Annotated in this window: 12 protein-coding genes, 6 tRNA genes and 2 pseudogenes; 3 read left to right on the forward strand and 17 right to left on the reverse strand. The window is 36.0% G+C overall.

The genetic code is table 11. From position 1 onward, the window contains the following. Nucleotides 1–98: 98 nt before the first annotated feature. Entirely contained in the window at nt 99–1262 is a 1164-nt protein-coding gene (locus MKZ14_RS21670; protein WP_339280494.1) for a Ger(x)C family spore germination protein, read from the forward strand. A gap of 230 nt (nt 1263–1492) precedes the next feature. Here the strand turns inward: MKZ14_RS21670 and MKZ14_RS21675 are convergent, their stop codons facing one another. The 3 genes from MKZ14_RS21675 to MKZ14_RS21685 form a co-directional block, all read right to left on the reverse strand. Continuing rightward, a complete protein-coding gene (locus MKZ14_RS21675; protein WP_339280495.1) occupies nt 1493–3673 on the reverse strand; it encodes an MMPL family transporter in 2181 nt (726 codons plus the stop codon). Between the two features lie 127 nt (nt 3674–3800). Continuing rightward, complete coding sequence (locus MKZ14_RS21680) at nt 3801–4445, reverse strand: response regulator transcription factor (protein ID WP_279493416.1); 645 nt, start codon at nt 4443–4445, stop codon at nt 3801–3803. 20 nt (nt 4446–4465) lie between these two features. Further along, nucleotides 4466–5653 carry a sensor histidine kinase gene (locus MKZ14_RS21685; protein ID WP_279493418.1) on the reverse strand — a complete coding sequence of 396 codons (1188 nt, stop codon included), beginning with the start codon at nt 5651–5653 and terminating at the stop codon, nt 4466–4468. Between the two features lie 197 nt (nt 5654–5850). Between MKZ14_RS21685 and MKZ14_RS21690 the strand changes: the two are divergent. Then, nucleotides 5851–6635: pseudogene (locus MKZ14_RS21690) on the forward strand (IS3 family transposase); the annotation flags it as partial. Nucleotides 6636–7151: 516 nt separating this feature from the next. Beyond that, a pseudogene (locus tag MKZ14_RS21695) lies at nt 7152–7511 on the forward strand (integrase core domain-containing protein); the annotation flags it as partial. A gap of 1051 nt (nt 7512–8562) precedes the next feature. Here MKZ14_RS21695 and glmS read toward each other — a convergent pair. From glmS to MKZ14_RS21765, 14 genes are all read right to left on the reverse strand, one after another. Further along, the gene (glmS, locus tag MKZ14_RS21700; protein WP_016995284.1) at nt 8563–10365 is read right to left on the reverse strand and encodes a glutamine--fructose-6-phosphate transaminase (isomerizing); all 1803 of its coding nucleotides are present in this window, start codon (nt 10363–10365) and stop codon (nt 8563–8565) included. Between the two features lie 604 nt (nt 10366–10969). Continuing rightward, complete coding sequence (locus MKZ14_RS21705; protein WP_016995286.1) at nt 10970–11485, reverse strand: type 1 glutamine amidotransferase domain-containing protein; 516 nt, start codon at nt 11483–11485, stop codon at nt 10970–10972. Nucleotides 11486–11612: 127 nt separating this feature from the next. Then, nucleotides 11613–12965, reverse strand: a complete 1353-nt coding sequence (glmM, locus tag MKZ14_RS21710) for a phosphoglucosamine mutase (protein ID WP_339280496.1) — start codon at nt 12963–12965, stop codon at nt 11613–11615. 213 nt (nt 12966–13178) lie between these two features. After that, nucleotides 13179–14255, reverse strand: coding sequence for a CdaR family protein (locus MKZ14_RS21715; RefSeq protein WP_036075017.1), 1077 nt, complete (start codon nt 14253–14255; stop codon nt 13179–13181). Continuing rightward, complete coding sequence (cdaA, locus tag MKZ14_RS21720) at nt 14248–15084, reverse strand: diadenylate cyclase CdaA (protein ID WP_016995289.1); 837 nt, start codon at nt 15082–15084, stop codon at nt 14248–14250. The genes MKZ14_RS21715 and cdaA overlap by 8 nt, the downstream gene beginning before the upstream one ends. 149 nt (nt 15085–15233) lie before the next feature. Continuing rightward, nucleotides 15234–15860, reverse strand: a complete 627-nt coding sequence (locus tag MKZ14_RS21725) for an anti-sigma factor (protein ID WP_339280497.1) — start codon at nt 15858–15860, stop codon at nt 15234–15236. Between the two features lie 13 nt (nt 15861–15873). Further along, a complete protein-coding gene (gene sigW / locus MKZ14_RS21730) occupies nt 15874–16437 on the reverse strand; it encodes an RNA polymerase sigma factor SigW (protein ID WP_004225410.1) in 564 nt (187 codons plus the stop codon). Nucleotides 16438–16570: 133 nt separating this feature from the next. After that, complete coding sequence (rocF, locus tag MKZ14_RS21735) at nt 16571–17476, reverse strand: arginase (protein WP_036075010.1); 906 nt, start codon at nt 17474–17476, stop codon at nt 16571–16573. A 184-nt stretch (nt 17477–17660) separates the two neighbouring features. Further along, nucleotides 17661–17733: transfer RNA gene (locus MKZ14_RS21740), tRNA-Lys, on the reverse strand. 13 nt (nt 17734–17746) lie between these two features. Continuing rightward, nucleotides 17747–17821: transfer RNA gene (locus tag MKZ14_RS21745), tRNA-Gln, on the reverse strand. Between the two features lie 14 nt (nt 17822–17835). Continuing rightward, nucleotides 17836–17919 (reverse strand) — tRNA-Tyr (locus MKZ14_RS21750). Between the two features lie 18 nt (nt 17920–17937). After that, nucleotides 17938–18013, reverse strand: a tRNA-Val gene (locus MKZ14_RS21755). Between the two features lie 55 nt (nt 18014–18068). Further along, nucleotides 18069–18143: transfer RNA gene (locus MKZ14_RS21760), tRNA-Glu, on the reverse strand. Between the two features lie 113 nt (nt 18144–18256). Then, nucleotides 18257–18333 (reverse strand) — tRNA-Asn (locus MKZ14_RS21765). Nucleotides 18334–18487: the final 154 nt, after the last annotated feature.

Genomic DNA, 18487 nt, shown 5'->3' on the forward strand with positions numbered 1-18487 from the left:
CTTCCTACGATCACTTCTATATAAGGAGTGATCGTTTTGTTTAAATCGCTTTTTTTTGCACATAATTGAATCAATAGTATCAAAAAGTAGGCGAAAAAATGATAAAAAAATGTATAGTGTTTCCTCTTTTCGTTTTCCTCATATTCCTTTTATCAGGATGTTGGGATGCAACAGAACCTCAACGTATGTATTATGTTAACGCTGTGGGTGTCGACTACGAAGATAATAAATACAAAGTTTACTTACAAATCATTAACTTTGCTGATGTAGCTAAAACAGAGGTACCCACTGGTAATGTTGCTCCAGCTGAAGTTGGTTATGCAGATGGAAAAACGGTTGAAGAAGCTATTTATAAATTATATCGATCTGCCGATCAAGAAATATTTTGGGGGCATATAAGGTATCTCCTTTTTTCAGAACGCGCTCTAAAGAATGAGAGAAGTATTCCTGTTATTGATACATTCATTCGTTTTCGGGAAACTAGATATAACATATGGGTTTTTAGTACAAAAGATTCTATTAAAGATGTGTTGTTAATCACACCTATCTTAAGAAATTCTTTAACTTCTTCGAAATTAAGCAATCCAATCAATACTACAGAACAAGAATCTTTTATTGATCCGGTAAACCTTCGGGATTTAATGATTGGACTGAATGAACCAAGTCACGAAATAAGTATACCTTATGTATCAGTAATGAATAATTGGGAAGATACTGATGGACCTACTGAAGAAACCACTTTTGCAGGTATCGGAATCCTTTCAAAAGATGGTATCAAGGGATTTATAAAAGATTCTAATGCAAGAGGTAACCAATGGATGCATGATGATACAAATAGAGGTGAAGTTACAATTAAATTAGACGGTGAAGAAAGAGATTATCTTACAGTAGACTTAGACAAGTTAACTGTTGAAGTTAAGCCTCTTGTAAAGAATAGTGATTCAATAAAATTTAATATAGACATACATGTACATGCTACTCTTAATGGATTTAAAGGAACCATTACCACGCAAGAAATAAGGAAAAAAATAGTGGAGCAGGTAAAAAAAGAAGTGCTTGAAACGTATGAAGAAGGCTTGAAAATGGATGCTGATGTATACCGATTGTCAGAGTACCTTTATCGAAGTAACGTTAAAATGTGGAAGAAAATCGAAATGGATGGAAAGATACCTTTAACAACAGAGTCAATCAATGAAATAAATATTCACGTTGGTAAGATTAATCCTGGAAGAAAAACTTATGTGGAAACGATTACTGAATAATCGAGATTGGGACCTTAAAGCCGAGTAATCTCTAAATTAACATAACATCATCACTAGAGAAACCAAACTATTCGGAAACACTTTGTGAGCGTTTTAATGAATAGTTCGGTTTCTAATAACTACCAGTCTCATGTCATCAGACACAAAGATACATTTTTTATTTTATATTGATTGTATTTTTTAGGCCCTTAAACACCTTTGATGACTCCAACAGATAAAATGATATAATTTTATATAGTTTTATCTCTATTTTTATTTATTTCTTCTATTAGCGTTGTACCTTCAATATCAATATTCGGAATTATTTTATCTAATGACTTTGGTAAATACCAAGCTGATTTACCCATCAATATCATCACAGCAGGTACAATTGTTAATCTGACAACAAATGCATCAAATATAATACCGAATGTAAGGGCAAAGCCCATTGATTTTATGATAGGATCTGGTGCGAGCATAAACCCTGTAAAAACAGAAATCATTATTAAACCAGCAGCAGTCACTACACTTGAACTATCCTTAATTCCTACTAAAACGGCTTTTTGTGCATCCCCAGAATGTACATACTCTTCGCGCATTCGACTAACTAAAAATACTTCATAGTCCATAGCTAAACCAAACAATATACCAATGACGATTACGGGTAAAAAGGCAAGTACTGGACTTGCAGTAGGGAATCCAAATAGGTCTATTAGATTTCCGTCTTGAACAACAAACACAACAAACCCTAATGTTGCACCTAAGGAGAGTAAAAAACCTAATACAGCTTTTAAAGGGACTAAAATTGATCTAAACACAATTACCAAAAGAATAAATGCGAACAAAACAATAATTGTTGCAAAAATAGGTAAAGAGTCATTCAATTTTTCTGAGATATCAATATTTACAGCTGTCTGTCCAGTTACCTTCAGACTGACATCATCAGATATTTCTGTATTATTAGGTATATTTCTAATCTCGCGTACCAAGTCTTTAGTGCTACTATCATTTGGTCCCGTTTTAGGAGTTACGGATAGCATATAGTATTTCTTATTTGGACTAGGAATAGGTGGAGAAATATATTTAACATTGTCTATTTTTTCAATTTCCTTTGATACTACTAATAATTCTTCTTCATTTTTTAATTCTTCTGCTTTTAATAAAACAATTAATGATGCATGATATCCTGGACCATATCCCTCTGAAAGTAAGTCATAGGCTCTTCTCTCAATGGTATCTTCGGATTTAGTCCCGTTATCAGGTAATCCCAATTCCATATGAAAAAATGGTGTACTTAAAACCAGAAGTAATACAATTCCAATGATTGTCACTATTAATGGTCGCTTAGTAACGATATCCCACCAAGTATTTGACTTGTTCTTTCTACTAGTGAGTTTCTTTAAAAATGTATTTTTACGATTAGGACCAATTTTATGTCCCATAATTCCCAATATTGCTGGGACTAAAATGATTGCCACAAGTATGGCTAATAATACACATACAGCTGCTGTTAATCCCATCATAGTTAGGAAAGGTATTTGAGCTACAGCTAAACCTAAAAGGGCTATTATTACAGTGACTCCCGCAAATAATACAGCACTTCCAGCAGTGCCATTTGCGATTGCTGCTGCATCTTCTACATTATGCCCTGCAGCTAGCTCTTGTCTAAATCTAGAGATAATAAATAAAGAATAGTCAATACCAACTGCTAAACCAAGCATCGCTGCTAATGACATCGAAAAAGATGGTATATCGAAATAATTAGTCCCGATAATAACTAACAGTAGTCCTATACCTAGACCTATCGCAGAAGTTAAAATAGGCATACCAGCTGCTAAAAATGAGGTAAATGTAATAGCTAAAACTAAAAATGCAATTACTACTCCTATAACCTCTGTTACTCCTCCAATTTCTAATTCCGAAAAGGTAACATTTCCAGCTAATTCAGTTTGTATACCTGCATTATTTGTAATCGCTATTTTTTGAATAATCTTTGCTTTAGATTTCTCCGATACTTCTTCAGGTGGCGAATTAAAAGAAACAACTGCATAACCAATTGTTTTATCTTCACTTAGATTGCCTAATTCTAAGGGCGAAGCAACAGATATAATTTTTTTATCTTTTTTAACCTCGTCAAGTAATTCAGTTATTTTTTCATTAACAGTATCTGATTCTAAAGTTTCTCCCTTTGGTGCCTTAAATACAAGATTTATAGCTCCTGGTGAAGCTTCATCTTTGTTTGAAAATTCCTTTTCAAGTATTTCACCAGCAGTTGCTGATTCTGTATTTGGAATAGATATTTCTTCATTAAAAGCAGGTCCAACAATTAATGCGAGCAATGCTACTATCAATAGGGTAACAATAGCTCCTCCCATAACTCTATTCTTGTGATTAACTGCCCATCTACCAAGTTTAAACAAATACTTTGACATTTTTTCTCCTTCCACTACCACTACATTTTTTCTAACAAAGCTACTATCCTAGTTTAAACTGGATTGTAAATTAAAAAATCGTACATATGGGCATCATCCACATGTACGAATGGGCAAAACAAATATTTTATAAATGAAAAATGCCTTTTTCTAAAGCAATGGCAACTGCCTCCGTTCTTGAATTTACACCAAGTTTATTATATACATTAGTTAAATGTGCTTTCACTGTTCGTTCTGCAATCCCCATATCATGGGCTATCTCCCTACTCTTGAATCCTCTTGCAATAGCCTGTAATATAAAAATTTCTTTTTCCGTTAAATTAGCTGCACCATTTTTATAATTGGATGTATGATTTCTCTTAAATTTCATTAATTTATTTATAATATCTGGTTGTAATAATGTCTCGCCTCTTATAGCAGATTCTAATGTTCTAAATAAATTATCTCTACTGGTATCTTTTAACAGATAACCTTTTGCACCTAATTCAATACCTTTTACCATTAGATCATCCTCATTATAGGTAGTTAAAATGATAACAGGTATCGAAATGTTTTTTTCATTCATTCTTTCCAACGTTGTTAAACCATCCATAAGGGGCATTTTTAAATCTAATAATATAACATCAACCATATTTTTTTCTAAAAATTCAAGTGCTATTTTACCGTTTTCTGCTTCTGCTACAACTTCGAAAATATCTTCTGTTTCTAGAATTAGTTTTAAACCTTCCCTAACAACGAAATGATCATCTACAACCAATACTTTGTATGCCAAATTCTACCCCTTCTTTCACATTATAATTGAATGGTGAAGAGTACTTTAGTTCCCCCATCGATTTTACTTTCAATTGTAAGTTCCCCACCAATTAATTTAGCTCGCTCATACAACCCTAAAAGCCCGTATTTCCCTCTTTGATTCTTCTCTTTTTCAATCGAAAATCCTATCCCATTATCCAACACTTCCATCAATAATCTATTGTCTACTACATATATTTTTATAGTTACTGTAGTGGCCTTAGAGTGTTTCATAATATTTGTTAAGCACTCACTTAGAATAAATATAATTTCTTCCACTACCAAAATAGGTAATGAAGGGATGATGTCAACTTTACATTCTACAGTAATTGGTGATAATTCTTTAAACTTAGTGACTTCATATAAAACGAAATCTTTTAAATTAGATTGGATACTCTCTTTAGAACGAAGGTTATCGATGGCTATTCTAGCATCATTTAAAGTCTGTCGAGCCTGAATTAAAGAGTTATCTACAATTTCTTTTGATCTATTTAAATTTCCTTTTTGTATATAGGCATCAATTGCCTCTAACTGCATAATTAAACCGACTAAACCTTGAGCCAAAGTATCATGTAAGTCTCTAGCCATACGTTGTCTTTCATTGGCTAAAGTTAATTCTTCCACTTTCATTAAGGCTACCTCAAGTTGATCTAGATAAAATTCTGTCCGGACTCTAGCATTTAACTGCTTATTATATATTACATAATAAAAAATCACGGTTATAAGTATAAAAAAGAATAAAGGAATATAAATTGTTAATTCTTCTATACCATAATTAATCCAAATAGCTAAGCAATATAATAAATAAGATGGGGTAAATACAATGAATACTTTTATTTTACTATTAAAAATAGTAATACTTTGTGCTATTAAAATGGGGAAAAAACCAATCAAGACAATAAATGAACCTTTGGGAATAAGAAGAGCAGCAGCAAATACAATTAACATTTGTATAAAAAAATAGAACCATTTACGTTTCTTACTGAGTTTTTCAGAAAAATTATATAATAATAGATGAATGCCAATAAGAGTACAAAATAAAAAACTAGGTATAAAAATCACTTGTTGAACATTTTGCACTATTAAAGCTCCAATACATACTGAACTCGCCCAAAAGATAAGAGCAATACCTGAGTCTGTAAGTTTAGACAAAAACAAATCTATAAGCTTAGTTATTTTTAAATACATCCATAATAACCACCTTTTAATTTATATTATATACTACTAGTATTATTGCTTACCTTCCCTTTCATGCATGTACTTTAGTGATGTATTTGTTTGGTTATCCGCATTTAACAAAATATATTATTGAATGTAGAATAGAGCCATGGACACACTCTGGTTAAGTTAGTATCATTATAACCAAGAGAGGACGTGTCTTTTTTATGAGTCAAAAACGATACAATCAAGAATTTAAACAAACTGTAGTAGAGCTTTATCACTCTGGTACATCGGTCAGTCAACTGTCTAGCGAATATGGTGTCTCTGAAGTAACTATTTATAAATGGATTAAGTTACACTCCCCAATTGAAGGTGTAGAAGAATTAACTGCAGCAGAAGTTTCTTCGATCCAAAAAGAAAATCTTCGATTAAAGCAGGAGATTGAAATCTTAAAAAAGGCTATGACCATATTCGCGAAAAAGTAACAGAACAAGAACTCATTGACCATATTGAAAACGAAAGCGAACATTATCCTATTCAACTAATGTGTCGCGTTTTAAAGATACCCAAAAGTACGTATTACCAGTCTTTCCACAAGAAACCTAGTGTCTATGAAGTTGAAAATCAAACAATTACGGTGCGTATTTGTGCCATTCATAAAGAAAGTGATGGACGATATGGTGCACCAAAAATCCATGCACAGTTACTCAAGGAAGGCGTGAAAGTTAGTATTAAACGTGTACAGCGACTTATGAAAAAAGCTGGTATTCGCTCGAACATCACAAAAAAGTACCGTCCGACGCCAACACAAAAGCCTGTGGAAGAACGTGAAAACGTACTTGAACAGGACTTCCAAACAACGACGATTAATGAAAAGTGGGTAGCCGATATTACGTATATCCATACGATCCGCGATGGATGGTGCTACTTGGCGTCGGTTCTTGATTTACATACGAAGAAAATTGTAGGGTATAAATTTGGACGAAAAATGACCGTAGATTTGGTCGTTGTGTTCACACATAAAAATCTTTGTCCATCATTTCCTCCTGCCTTTCCCCTTTCAAACCCTTGTCCTGCTTAAGCTCATGCCTTTCTCCATCTTCTGGAATAGAAAAAAGTTTGTCCTGCCTTTCCCCCACTTTTGCTCAAACTTGTACCGAATTTTCATAGTCGCAGACATAAAAAACTTTGTCCAAAAATCAAGTATTTCTCCTTCTTTTTCTCCCGCTTTTCTCCTGCCATTCTTCTATTTCTCCTGCATTTTCCCCTGCCTTTTTCCGCTCCTTTTCTCATGCTTTCTTTCTTGAAATCCCTTATTTTTCAAGCTATTTCATGCTTTTAATCAAACGTTTAATTACATCGGCTGACGTACCAACGGTACGTATCCTTGCTTTTTCTCCTGCTTTTTTCATGCAAAAAAGACCGAAGGGCGACCAGGCTTTCACCCTAATTTCCCTTCAGTCTTGACCAAACTTTTTTATTTAAGGACATACATTATTGTGTAAACCCAAAGTTTTTTAGGTGTGTACACGTTGATGCATTGGATCACGCTGTACAAGCACAAAATCCAGCGCCAGGATTGATTATCCATACCGATTTAGGTACGCAATATACGAGTGAAACATTTCAAAAAAAACTAAAAAAACACGAAATGATTCCGTCGTTCAGCCGTAAAGGTTGCCCATACGATAACGCCTGTATCGAGTCTTTTCATGCGACATTGAAAAAAGAAGAAGTCTATCGAACGCGCTATGAAAATTATGAAACAGCTAGAGTCGCGCTATTTAAATATATTGAAGGTTGGTATAATCGCAAACGCATTCATGGTGCAATAGGCTTATTAACGCCCGAAGAATGCGAAAGAATATGCCGAACTACAGCATAAAACAGTGGGATTCAAGCAATCTACCCCTTCCTATTTGGGGCGCAACCTCCATGGATTTCTCGCTCTACATCCCGTGTAGTCTGTCAAAGGCTCTTTTCACTTTGACTGGCTACACGGGATGTGGAACACTCCATAAATGGTGGTTGCCACAAAACAAAACTTAACTTTTATGTGTCCGGTATCTTGACATAGATCCATATTTATAGCAACAGTTAAGGGTAATAAAAAATGAATATAGTTATGTAGTTGAAGAAGGAACTCTTCAGTCAACCTAATCGCACCGAAAAAAGAAGTATGTAAAGTTTAAACGTACATACACACTTAAGATGTCCTTCTCAATTTATATTCTCCTTTTTTATCCTCTAACTATGAAATAGTACTTGGTCATTTCTGTTACCTTTTGAATTAATTACATCAAATAATTTAATTTCTTGCTCTTCATCTAAATATTTAAAGGCAAAAAGAACATTTGATAATATTGAATTTCGTACATTTCTTTTGAAGTTTTGATCAAACTCTTTTATAAAACGATCGAATTTAATTCCAAATCATTCCATTATTTTATACATTAGTCAGATCAACTTTCAAAACTACATAGACAACCTAAAGTTTTAAAAAACAAATGAAGAGCTGTTTAATCATATGTTATTGATTAAACAGCTCTTCATTTGAATATAGTTAATATAAAATGTATTGAAATATAGTCACTTTTTTGTTGTTTAACAACCAAAATTGATATGTCTAGTTCCGGTTGTGTGACCCTCACAAAATGTTTATCTTTTATTGTACTTTTCCAGCTATTATGATCCTAATCATTTATAGCTGATAAATGACAATATTAGTTATAATAATTACATGAGTTTTCATGCTTATTTTTAATCAATCGTACTATAAAAAGACAAATTGAATGAAATTTAAACCTTGATACAGCAGCATCAAAACTGTACCAAGGTTTGTTATAGTGTCAATTTATCTTATATTTATATGACAAATATAATTATAAAATATGACAGCATTAGTTATAACTCACAATTAAATCTAATTTTTGTTCTTACTCAACAGTTACCGATTTTGCTAGGTTACGTGGTTTATCCACATCACAGCGGCGGTGAAGTGCAGCATAGTAGCTAATTAACTGTAAAGGTACTACTGATACAAGTGGTGTTAGTAATTCATGAACATGCGGAATGACTAAACGGTCGCCATCTTCATCAATGCCTGCCATCGCGATAATACATGGATATGCACCACGAGCTGCTACTTCTTTGACATTACCACGGATGTTTAATCCTACTGAAGCTTGTGTGACAAGCGCAAACACAGGTGTACCTTCTTCGATTAAGGCAATTGTTCCATGCTTCAGTTCTCCACCAGCAAAGCCTTCTGCTTGGATATACGAGATTTCTTTTAGTTTTAAGGCACCTTCAAGGCTGACATAGAAGTCCATATTACGGCCAATGAAGAATGCGTTGCGTGCGATTTTTAAGTAATCTTCTGCAATATCTTCTAACACATCTTTTGAATCAATAATTGTTTGGATGCCATTAGCGGCAATCGCGAGCTCTTGTTTTAAATCAAATTCTAAGCCTTTGCCATTTGCCTTTGCTGTTACATAGGCTGCTAATGCAAGTACTGCTACTTGTGCCACATAAGCTTTTGTAGAAGCTACAGCAATTTCTGGACCTGCATGTAATAACAATGTATGGTCAGCTTCGCGTGATAACGTAGAGCCAGGTACATTTGTAATCGTTAATGTTGGATAGCCCAACTCTTTAATTTTTACAAGTACTTGACGGCTATCTGCTGTTTCACCTGATTGTGTAATGAAGATAAATAATGGTCTTTCTGAAAGTAATGGCATGTTATAGCCAAATTCACTCGAAATATGCACTTCTACAGGGATACCAGCCATTTTTTCGAAATATTGTTTACCAATAAGACCAGCATGGTAGCTAGTGCCCGCTGCAATAATATATAAACGATCTGCTGCTCGTAAGGCTTCTAAAATCTCCGCATCAATCGTTAAATCGCCATTGTCACCTTCATATGCCTGAATGATTTTACGAATAACTGTAGGCTGCTCATCCATTTCTTTTAACATATAGTGTGGATATGTGCCTTTTTCAATATCACTCATATCAAGCTCAGCAGTATATGGTGCACGCTCTACTACAGTACCATCTAATTTTGTAATTTCCACACTTGCTTTGTGTACGATAACTACCTCTTTATCGTGAAGCTCTACGTATTGATCTGTTACCTGTAGCATCGCCATTGCATCTGACGCAACAACATTGAAGCCTTCACCAATTCCAACTAGAAGTGGTGATTTATTTTTTGCTACAAAGATTGTATCTGCTGCCTCTGCATCTAATAGTGCTAGTGCATAGGAGCCATGTAATAGAGATAATGTTTTACGGAAAGCGTCTGCTGTGCTTAGACCATCTTTCACAAATAACTCTACTAATTGCACAATAACCTCTGTATCTGTATCAGATTTCATTGGAATGCCTTTTAAATATGTTTTTTGCAATAAGTGATAGTTTTCAATAACCCCATTATGCACAAGTGTAAAGCGTCCTGATGCACTTTGATGTGGGTGAGCATTTAAACGATTTGGTACACCATGTGTTGCCCAACGTGTATGACCAATACCAATTTTAGCCGTAACATCTTCATCTACCGCTTCTCGTAAATCTGCAATACGTCCTTTTTCTTTGAAAACCGTTACGCCTTCCTCATTACGTACTGCAATACCAGCTGAGTCATAACCACGGTATTCTAACTTTTCTAAGCCTTTTAATAAAATTTCCTTTGCATCTGATTCACCAATATATCCTACAATTCCACACATAATTCTCGTCCTCCGATAATGTCAATTTAATGCAATGACAAACTAGGCCTCATCCTATCGATTTTTTTGAATGTACAAGCATTGCTTTATTTTTATAAAAAATAAAGCACTCCAATACACACAAGCTACTCACTCTACTCAGCCAACTGAATAGAGATCTTCGATATGTGAAGCTTCATCTATTTATCTATTGCTTTTACAATACCTTCTCCATTTTCTGTACATTCAATCACTCAAATGCTTTCAAAATGGAAAATGACAATCGGGTATGTCGATTGGGAGGCATCCGCCGAATTTTCGATAAACCTCCACCTCGTCTGCTGAAGATCTTTTCGTCCGATTTCTTCAGCTCAGGCGCTATAATTGTTTTCCGATTTTGCGCTTTCTTCCCTCCTTAGGCGCTCGTTAAAGGATAAGGTCGGACCTCATCTTCAACTTCTCCATCATACTCAATCATATGCTATCCGTCAAATTTTCGTTATAAAAAACACCTAGTCCTAAGGCTTTTTCGTGACAAATATGTAGACAAAGCGATATATAAGCACTTTGATAAGCATTGTAATACAAAATAGGCACAAGCATATAAAATGCTTGTGCCTCTCCTTTATTTACTGTCTAATAATTTAACGATTTCTCGATTAAACGCAGGAAGATCGTCTGGCGTTCTACTTGTTACAAGCTGCTTTTGACAGACAAATACCTCTTCATCATGGAAGTTTGCCCCTGCATTTTCTAAATCCACTTGAATGGATTTATAGCCTGTGGCGTCACGACCATTTAATGTCTTTGCAGTAATGAGAAGTTGTGGTCCATGACAAATGGCAAAGGTAGGCTTCATTTCATCCATAAAGGACTTTACAAATGCTACTACACGATCATCCGCACGTAATATATCAGGAGAAAAACCACCAGGAATAAATAACGCATCGTAATCAGTAGCTTTTACTTCATCAATGCCTTTATCAATTTTCACTGACTCTCCATGCTTACCCTTAATTTCCTTACCCGCTTCGGTATCAATTGTTACAAGCTGATGCCCAGCTGATTCTAAAGCTTCCTTAGGGCTTGTAAACTCAATGTCCTCAAACATATCTGTTATAACTGTAGCAATTTTAGCCATATCAATTAAACACTCCTTGTTATTGTGACTCTTAATTACTGTTCCCCATCTCGCTTATTTAAAACATTTCTTTCAAATAAGTAAACCCGATTTCCTGTTTACGGAAATCGGGTTTACACTATATTTCCTATTCTGTTAGGCCCATTTCTGCACGTACCACATCCGCAATACGCTCGACAAAACGCTCGCAATCTGTTTCTGTTGCCGCTTCCACCATGACACGTACTAATGGCTCTGTACCTGAAGGGCGCACTAAAACACGACCATTTCCAGCCATTTCAGCTTCTACCTCTGCAATTACTGTAGCTACTTTTGCATTATCAGTCACAGCATGCTTATCTGTTACACGCACATTGACAAGACGCTGAGGGTATATTTTCATTTCAGCTGCAAGTTCTGAAAGCTTTTTACCCGTCACTTTCATAATGTTGACAAGCTGAATTCCTGTCAGTAAGCCATCACCTGTTGTATTAAAATCTAGGAAGACGATATGCCCTGATTGCTCGCCACCTAAATTGTATTCATTGGCACGCATTTCTTCCACAACATAACGATCTCCTACAGCTGTTTGTATACTCTGCATACCATTGTCAGCCACAGCTTTATAGAAGCCCATATTGCTCATTACTGTTGAAACAATTGTTTGCTTCTTCAAACGCCCTACTGCATTTAAATGCTTACCGATGATAAACATAATTTGGTCACCGTCAACAACTTTTCCGTTTTCATCTACAGCAATTAAACGGTCTCCATCGCCATCAAAAGCTAAACCAACATCTGCACCTTTTTCAGTAACAAATTTTGCTAGTCCTTCTGGATGTGTTGAGCCTACACCATCATTGATATTTAAGCCAGTTGGAGAAGCGCCCATTGTAGAAATGTCAGCTTCTAAATCAGCAAATAAATGTGTAGCTAAAGAGGAAGTTGCACCATGTGCACAATCAAGCGCTACATGGATACCATCAAATTCTTCATCCACTGTTTGCTTTAAGTATTGAATATATTTTTGACCACCTTCGAAATAGTCACTTACAGATCCTAAATCTGCTCCTATAGGACGTGGTAATGTATCCTCTTGTGCATCAATTAACGCTTCAATTTCCGCTTCCTGTGCATCTGTTAGCTTAAAGCCATCAGGACCGAAAAATTTAATACCGTTATCTGCAACTGGGTTATGTGAAGCTGAAATCATGACGCCTGCATCTGCGCTCATAATTCGAGTAAGGTATGCCACACCTGGTGTTGAAATAATACCAAGTCGCATTACCTCTACCCCAATTGATAAAAGACCAGCCACAAGTGCACCTTCAAGCATCTCACCTGAAATACGTGTGTCACGACCAATTAAAACCTTTGGACGGTCAGTTGCATCTTTGGTTAAAACATAGCCGCCTATACGACCAAGTTTAAATGCAAATTCTGGTGTTAATTCACTATTCGCGACGCCACGGACGCCATCTGTTCCAAAATATTTACCCATTCTACTTATTCTCTCCTTCAATGCAAGACAGTGCCTAGTGAGTTTCTATTAAGCATTAGACACTTGTCCGCTTACTTTTGGAAAAGTCTGCTTTTGTTCATTCGTTGGTAATTATTAATTTTCCACTCTGCCAGTTTGATTGATGAAACCTGAATCACAAACCTGATTGGATTTTTGATTTAGAATCAAAATAAAATTATAGTCACATATTGTTTAAGAATCAATATCTTCCGATTCCTCGGTTGACGTATTTTTATCAGTTGTAGTGTTCTCATCTGTCACATTAGGTTCTTCCGTTGGAGGTGGCGTTTCCTCTGTAGAAGCTGGTGTTTTCTGCTGTTCTTCTTTCTCAATCTTTGTAATATCCGCCTTCACTTTTATTTTCTTGTCAGATATTTTTGTCACACCATCTGGTAATTTTACATCAAATTCATAAGTTTTGGACTCAGTAATTTTTGACAGATCAACTGTTATTGGAATGGATGTTAAACTATCAATAATTGATTTTCTACCATACACTTTGACCATTTTTGGTGTAAATGTTAATGAATTAATGGTAATGTCTTCCGCTGCTTGCCCTGTTTCCTTAAGGACAACTGGGATCTCTCGACTATACTCCGCTATATCTACTTGAACCTTCACAATTTCAGGTTCAATAGTCACGTCTAACTTATTTAAATCTCGATCTAATACTTTTACAGCCGCTTCCTGAGAGAACGATTCCTTCAAGCCTTGCTCTCCTGTAACAGTTGCTTTTACATAACTAATGCTTTCAATAGCACTTTTTGCACCCGTTACATAAACAGTTGGCGGATTGGCCGTCATTTCTTTTAAGATAAAACCTTCTTCGATTAAACGTTTGTTCATTTCAGGGTCCACTCGGAACTCCTGTGTGACCTTTTCCTCAATATTAACATGAACAGTTGCAGGGTCTAATGTCACCTTTAACTTTTCTGAAATATTTTCGTATTGCAGTTTTACATCATGCTCTCCAAGTAATAAGTTGCTTAAATCGGCAAATATAGAAAAATCCTTAGCTCCCTTTGCTTTTAAAACCAATGCCATCGGACCTTCTATCGTTACATCTACGGTTTCAGGTAAACCTGTCACAATAAGATTCTCATTATCGTAATAAACATCTACTGGAACATCGCGAATAACATCCGTTTGTTCATTTGAAGTAGCTTTATTTAATGGTGACAACTCGGTACGCACTGAGAAAAAAAGCAAAAATGCTAAAAATAGCGCGATGATTCTTAATACCCAAGGGCTATCCATCATTTTATCCATTCTTTTTCCCCCTCCAAGTCAACTTAGAGGATGCATTTGATTCTTGTGCTGATCCGAACCACATTTTTCGTAATAATGTTTCGAACTCCTCTAGAGAAAGATTTCGATGGAGATTACCATTTAATGTTATACTAATTGCGCCTGTTTCTTCTGACACAACAATTGTAATAGCATCTGTAACTTCACTTAAGCCGAGAGCAGCACGGTGGCGTGTCCCTAACTCTTTTGAAATAAATGGGCTTTCAGATAAAGGTAAATAACAAGCTGCTGCTGTCACTTTATCTTTTTGCATAATAACCGCCCCATCATGTAGCGGCGTATTTGGTATAAAGATATTTATCAGTAATTCTGATGAAATTTCAGCATTTAGCCCTATACCTGTTTCGATATATTCATTAAGACCTGTTTCTTTTTCAATAGAAATTAACGCACCTATTCGACGTTTAGCCATATAACTTACAGACTTCTTCATTGCCTCAATAAGTCTTGTTTGTTCTTCTTCCTCTTGACTAGATGAACGTTGGAATAGCTTTCCTCGCCCAATTTGTTCTAAACCACGTCTGATTTCAGGTTGGAAAATGATAATAATCGCTAGGAAACCAAACTCAATAACTTGTTGTAGCATCCAGCCAAGTGTTTGTAACCCTAAAAGGTCTGTTGCAATTCGTGCAATAATAATGACGAATATTCCCTTAAGTAATTGGACAGCCTTCGTACCTTTAATGAGGGTTAAGACTTTATAAACAACGTACCAAACGAGCAGTACATCAATGAAGTTAATAACAATATTCACAGGCGTTAAATCCGTGAAATGTTCGATAATTTGCACGTGGCATCCCCCACTTTTCATTACGAATCCATACACATTCAAGTATATCACATTCTTAACAAATGTAACTTTTTTCAAATAAAAAGTCTACTCAGAAGAGTAGACCTTTCAGCCTCTCACGTGCACTATTTTTTAGGACGTATAGAGTGTTATTTAGTTTCTTCTTTTTCCTCAAATGTCATGGCAGTCTTAACAGAATTTTTAATCGTATACCATAACCATTCAAATACTTCGTCTATTTCTTCGATTCTCCCTGAAACTACCGCTGAAGATGCCATATATTGCCCGTTAATTACTGTGACGTTGCCATCAACTTCACCTTCAACAATCAAATCGCCATTTTTTACAACAATATCGCCTTTCACCACTTCCCCTTCAGGGACAATCACTGTTTGACCTTCAACAACTAAATTAGGTTGCTTGGTCACTGAGAAATGCTGGTCATCCATGAAGCTACCCAATAATGTAGCACTCATGAATAAGCAAAATACTGCTGCTGCCACAAAGAACGGATGCCGGCGAATCCATTTTTGTATACCTACTCGACTTTTTGGTTTTGGTAAACGAGCCATCACTGCTGCTTCAAAATCCGGAGGCGCTGTAATATGGGAAGCACTCTTCACAAAGGCGATTGTTTCACTCAATTCTTGCATCAACTGTTTACAATCATTACATGTATGCAAGTGTTGTTTCAACTCTTGCTCATGCCCACGACTAATGTCACCGTCTAAATAATCATGCATATAGTCTATAATATGCTCTGGACAAGTATTCATGACGCTCCCCCTCCTACAGATTGTTTAATTGCTTACGTAATGCCTCACGTCCGCGGTGAATCCTCGTTTTCACCGTTCCAAGCGGCATATCTAAAATCTCGCTAATCTCTTGTAACGATAACTCTTCTATATATTTCAATACTATAACCGAACGGTATTTATCCGGCAATCGTCCAATTTCATATTGAATGCGATCTTGCAGCTCCATTTGTTCTAACTGCTCCTCTGGTAGCTGGTCGTCTGCTGCGATTTGCGAATACATATCAAGCCCTTCTGTACCAGCTACTTCTGCATCTAAATAATAATCCGGTTTCTTTTTTCGAATACGGTCAATGCAGAGGTTTGTCGCTATGCGATAAAGCCACGTCGAAAACTTTCTTTTCTGATCAAATGTATGCAAGTTCATATAAGCACGCACAAAAGCCTCTTGAGCAATATCTTCAGACTCTTGTTTGTTGCCTAACATTCGATAGCATACTTGGTACAGTTTGTGCTGATAGAGACTCACAATATCGGCAAATGCGTTTTGATCGCCTTTAAGCACTTGTTTTATTCTCTTATTTACTAACGCATCCATTGTGTTGACTTCTCCACCTTTACAACTGTCTTATACTATACGAAGCACCGATAAGAAAAGTTTCGTTTTAATTCAATTATAGCAAAAGATTTTTATGCAATGTGGCAACAGGCAATTTTTTGTCAAATTTTCTTTAAACTAGTGTTTCGCCAAATAAAGATCCCATTAATGCAACAGCCACATTTGCTGTTGTATTCTTTTCATCTAATATAGGATTTACCTCTACAAACTCTGCTGAAGTTACCATGCCTGATTCTTGTAACATTTCCATTGCTAAATGGCTTTCTCGATAAGTAATTCCGCCTGGGACTGGTGTACCCACACCTGGCGTATAAAGTGGATCTAGTCCGTCTAAATCAAGCGATAAATGTAAGCCATCAACATTTCGTTCCTTTAAATAAGCAAGTGCATCTTCCATCACACGTGTCATGCCAAGTCGGTCAATTTCATGCATTGTATATACTTTAATTCCTTGTTGACGAATCAATTCACGCTCTCCTGGGTCTACTGAACGAGCTCCAATAATTATAACGTTTTCTGGCTTAATTTTTGGAGCATAGTTACGAATTTGCACTAAACGCTCATGTCCTAGCCCAATACTAACTGCTAACGGCATCCCATGTATATTGCCTGAAGGTGTTGTTTCAGGTGTATTTAAATCTGCATGAGCGTCATACCAGATAACACCAAGATTTTTGTAATGCTCGCCTAATCCTGCTAATGTTCCAATAGCAATACTATGATCTCCACCAAATACTAGTGGGAATTTTTTTTGTTCCACTACTTCATGTACACTATTGGCTAATGCAGTGCTAACTTCTACAACTTCCTCTAAATTTAGTAATTTTTCATCCACAGCTCCGTCTGCAAGCTTTTGACTAACACGAATATCCCCTTGATCCTGTACATCGTGTCCGATAGCCTCTAAACGTTCAACAACACCTGCATATCGAATAGCACTTGGTCCCATATCTACACCACGACGTGTTTGTCCGTAATCTGTTGGTACTCCAATAATAGAAATATTAAGTTTATTCATGTTTTTATACCCCCTAAAAGTTATAAGACTATTGTAAAGCCTACATACTACTTGGTTCAACTCGACAAAAAGTTGCATATTTATTCATTTATAAATAACATAAAAAAATCTCCTACTGTTTTCAGCAAGAGATTAGTTATCTGTAGTTAATATAACACTTTTGAATAATTTTATTCTAGAAAAGTGAGCCATGAAGGACTCGAACCTTCGACCCTCTGATTAAAAGTCAGATGCTCTACCAACTGAGCTAATGGCTCATAAAAGAAAAAATGGCTGGGGTACTAGGATTCGAACCTAGGCATGACGGAATCAAAATCCGTTGCCTTACCGCTTGGCTATACCCCAATCATTTATAAAACTGGTGGAGGGGGACGGATTCGAACCGCCGAACCCTAAGGAGCGGATTTACAGTCCGCCGCGTTTAGCCACTTCGCTACCCCTCCGAAATAACACAATAAGAATGGTGGAGGATGACGGGCTCGAACCGCCGACCCTCTGCTTGTAAGGCAGATGCTCTCCCAGCTGAGCTAATCCTCCATAGAAACAGGTGTTATATCACAGTTTATTTTCTTTATAAAGCCTATGTTTTAAATGGTGACCCCTACGGGATTCGAACCCGTGTTACCGCCGTGAAAGGGCGGTGTCTTAACCACTTGACCAAGGGGCCAATATTACGTCTCAAACAAGACAAGAATTATAATAACATTTTTAATTAATAATTGCAATGCTTTTTTAAAAATTTTTTTATGTATTATAGTACTTAAAAAAAGGGCAAAAAAATGGCTCCGAAGGCAGGACTCGAACCTGCGACAACCTGATTAACAGTCAGGTGCTACTACCAACTGAGCTACTTCGGAACGATACTATTCACTTTGGTTTTAGACAACCTCTTAAGTACATTTATTATTATAGCAAGCATTATAAATAATGCAACACATTTTATGAAAATTTTTATATTTTTTTGTCGAAGTCTGCTTCTATATTCGTCTCACAGCATAATAGTTCTCTATT

Source organism: Lysinibacillus sp. FSL P2-0066, assembly GCF_037969495.1.
Lineage (GTDB): Bacteria > Bacillota > Bacilli > Bacillales_A > Planococcaceae > Lysinibacillus > Lysinibacillus boronitolerans.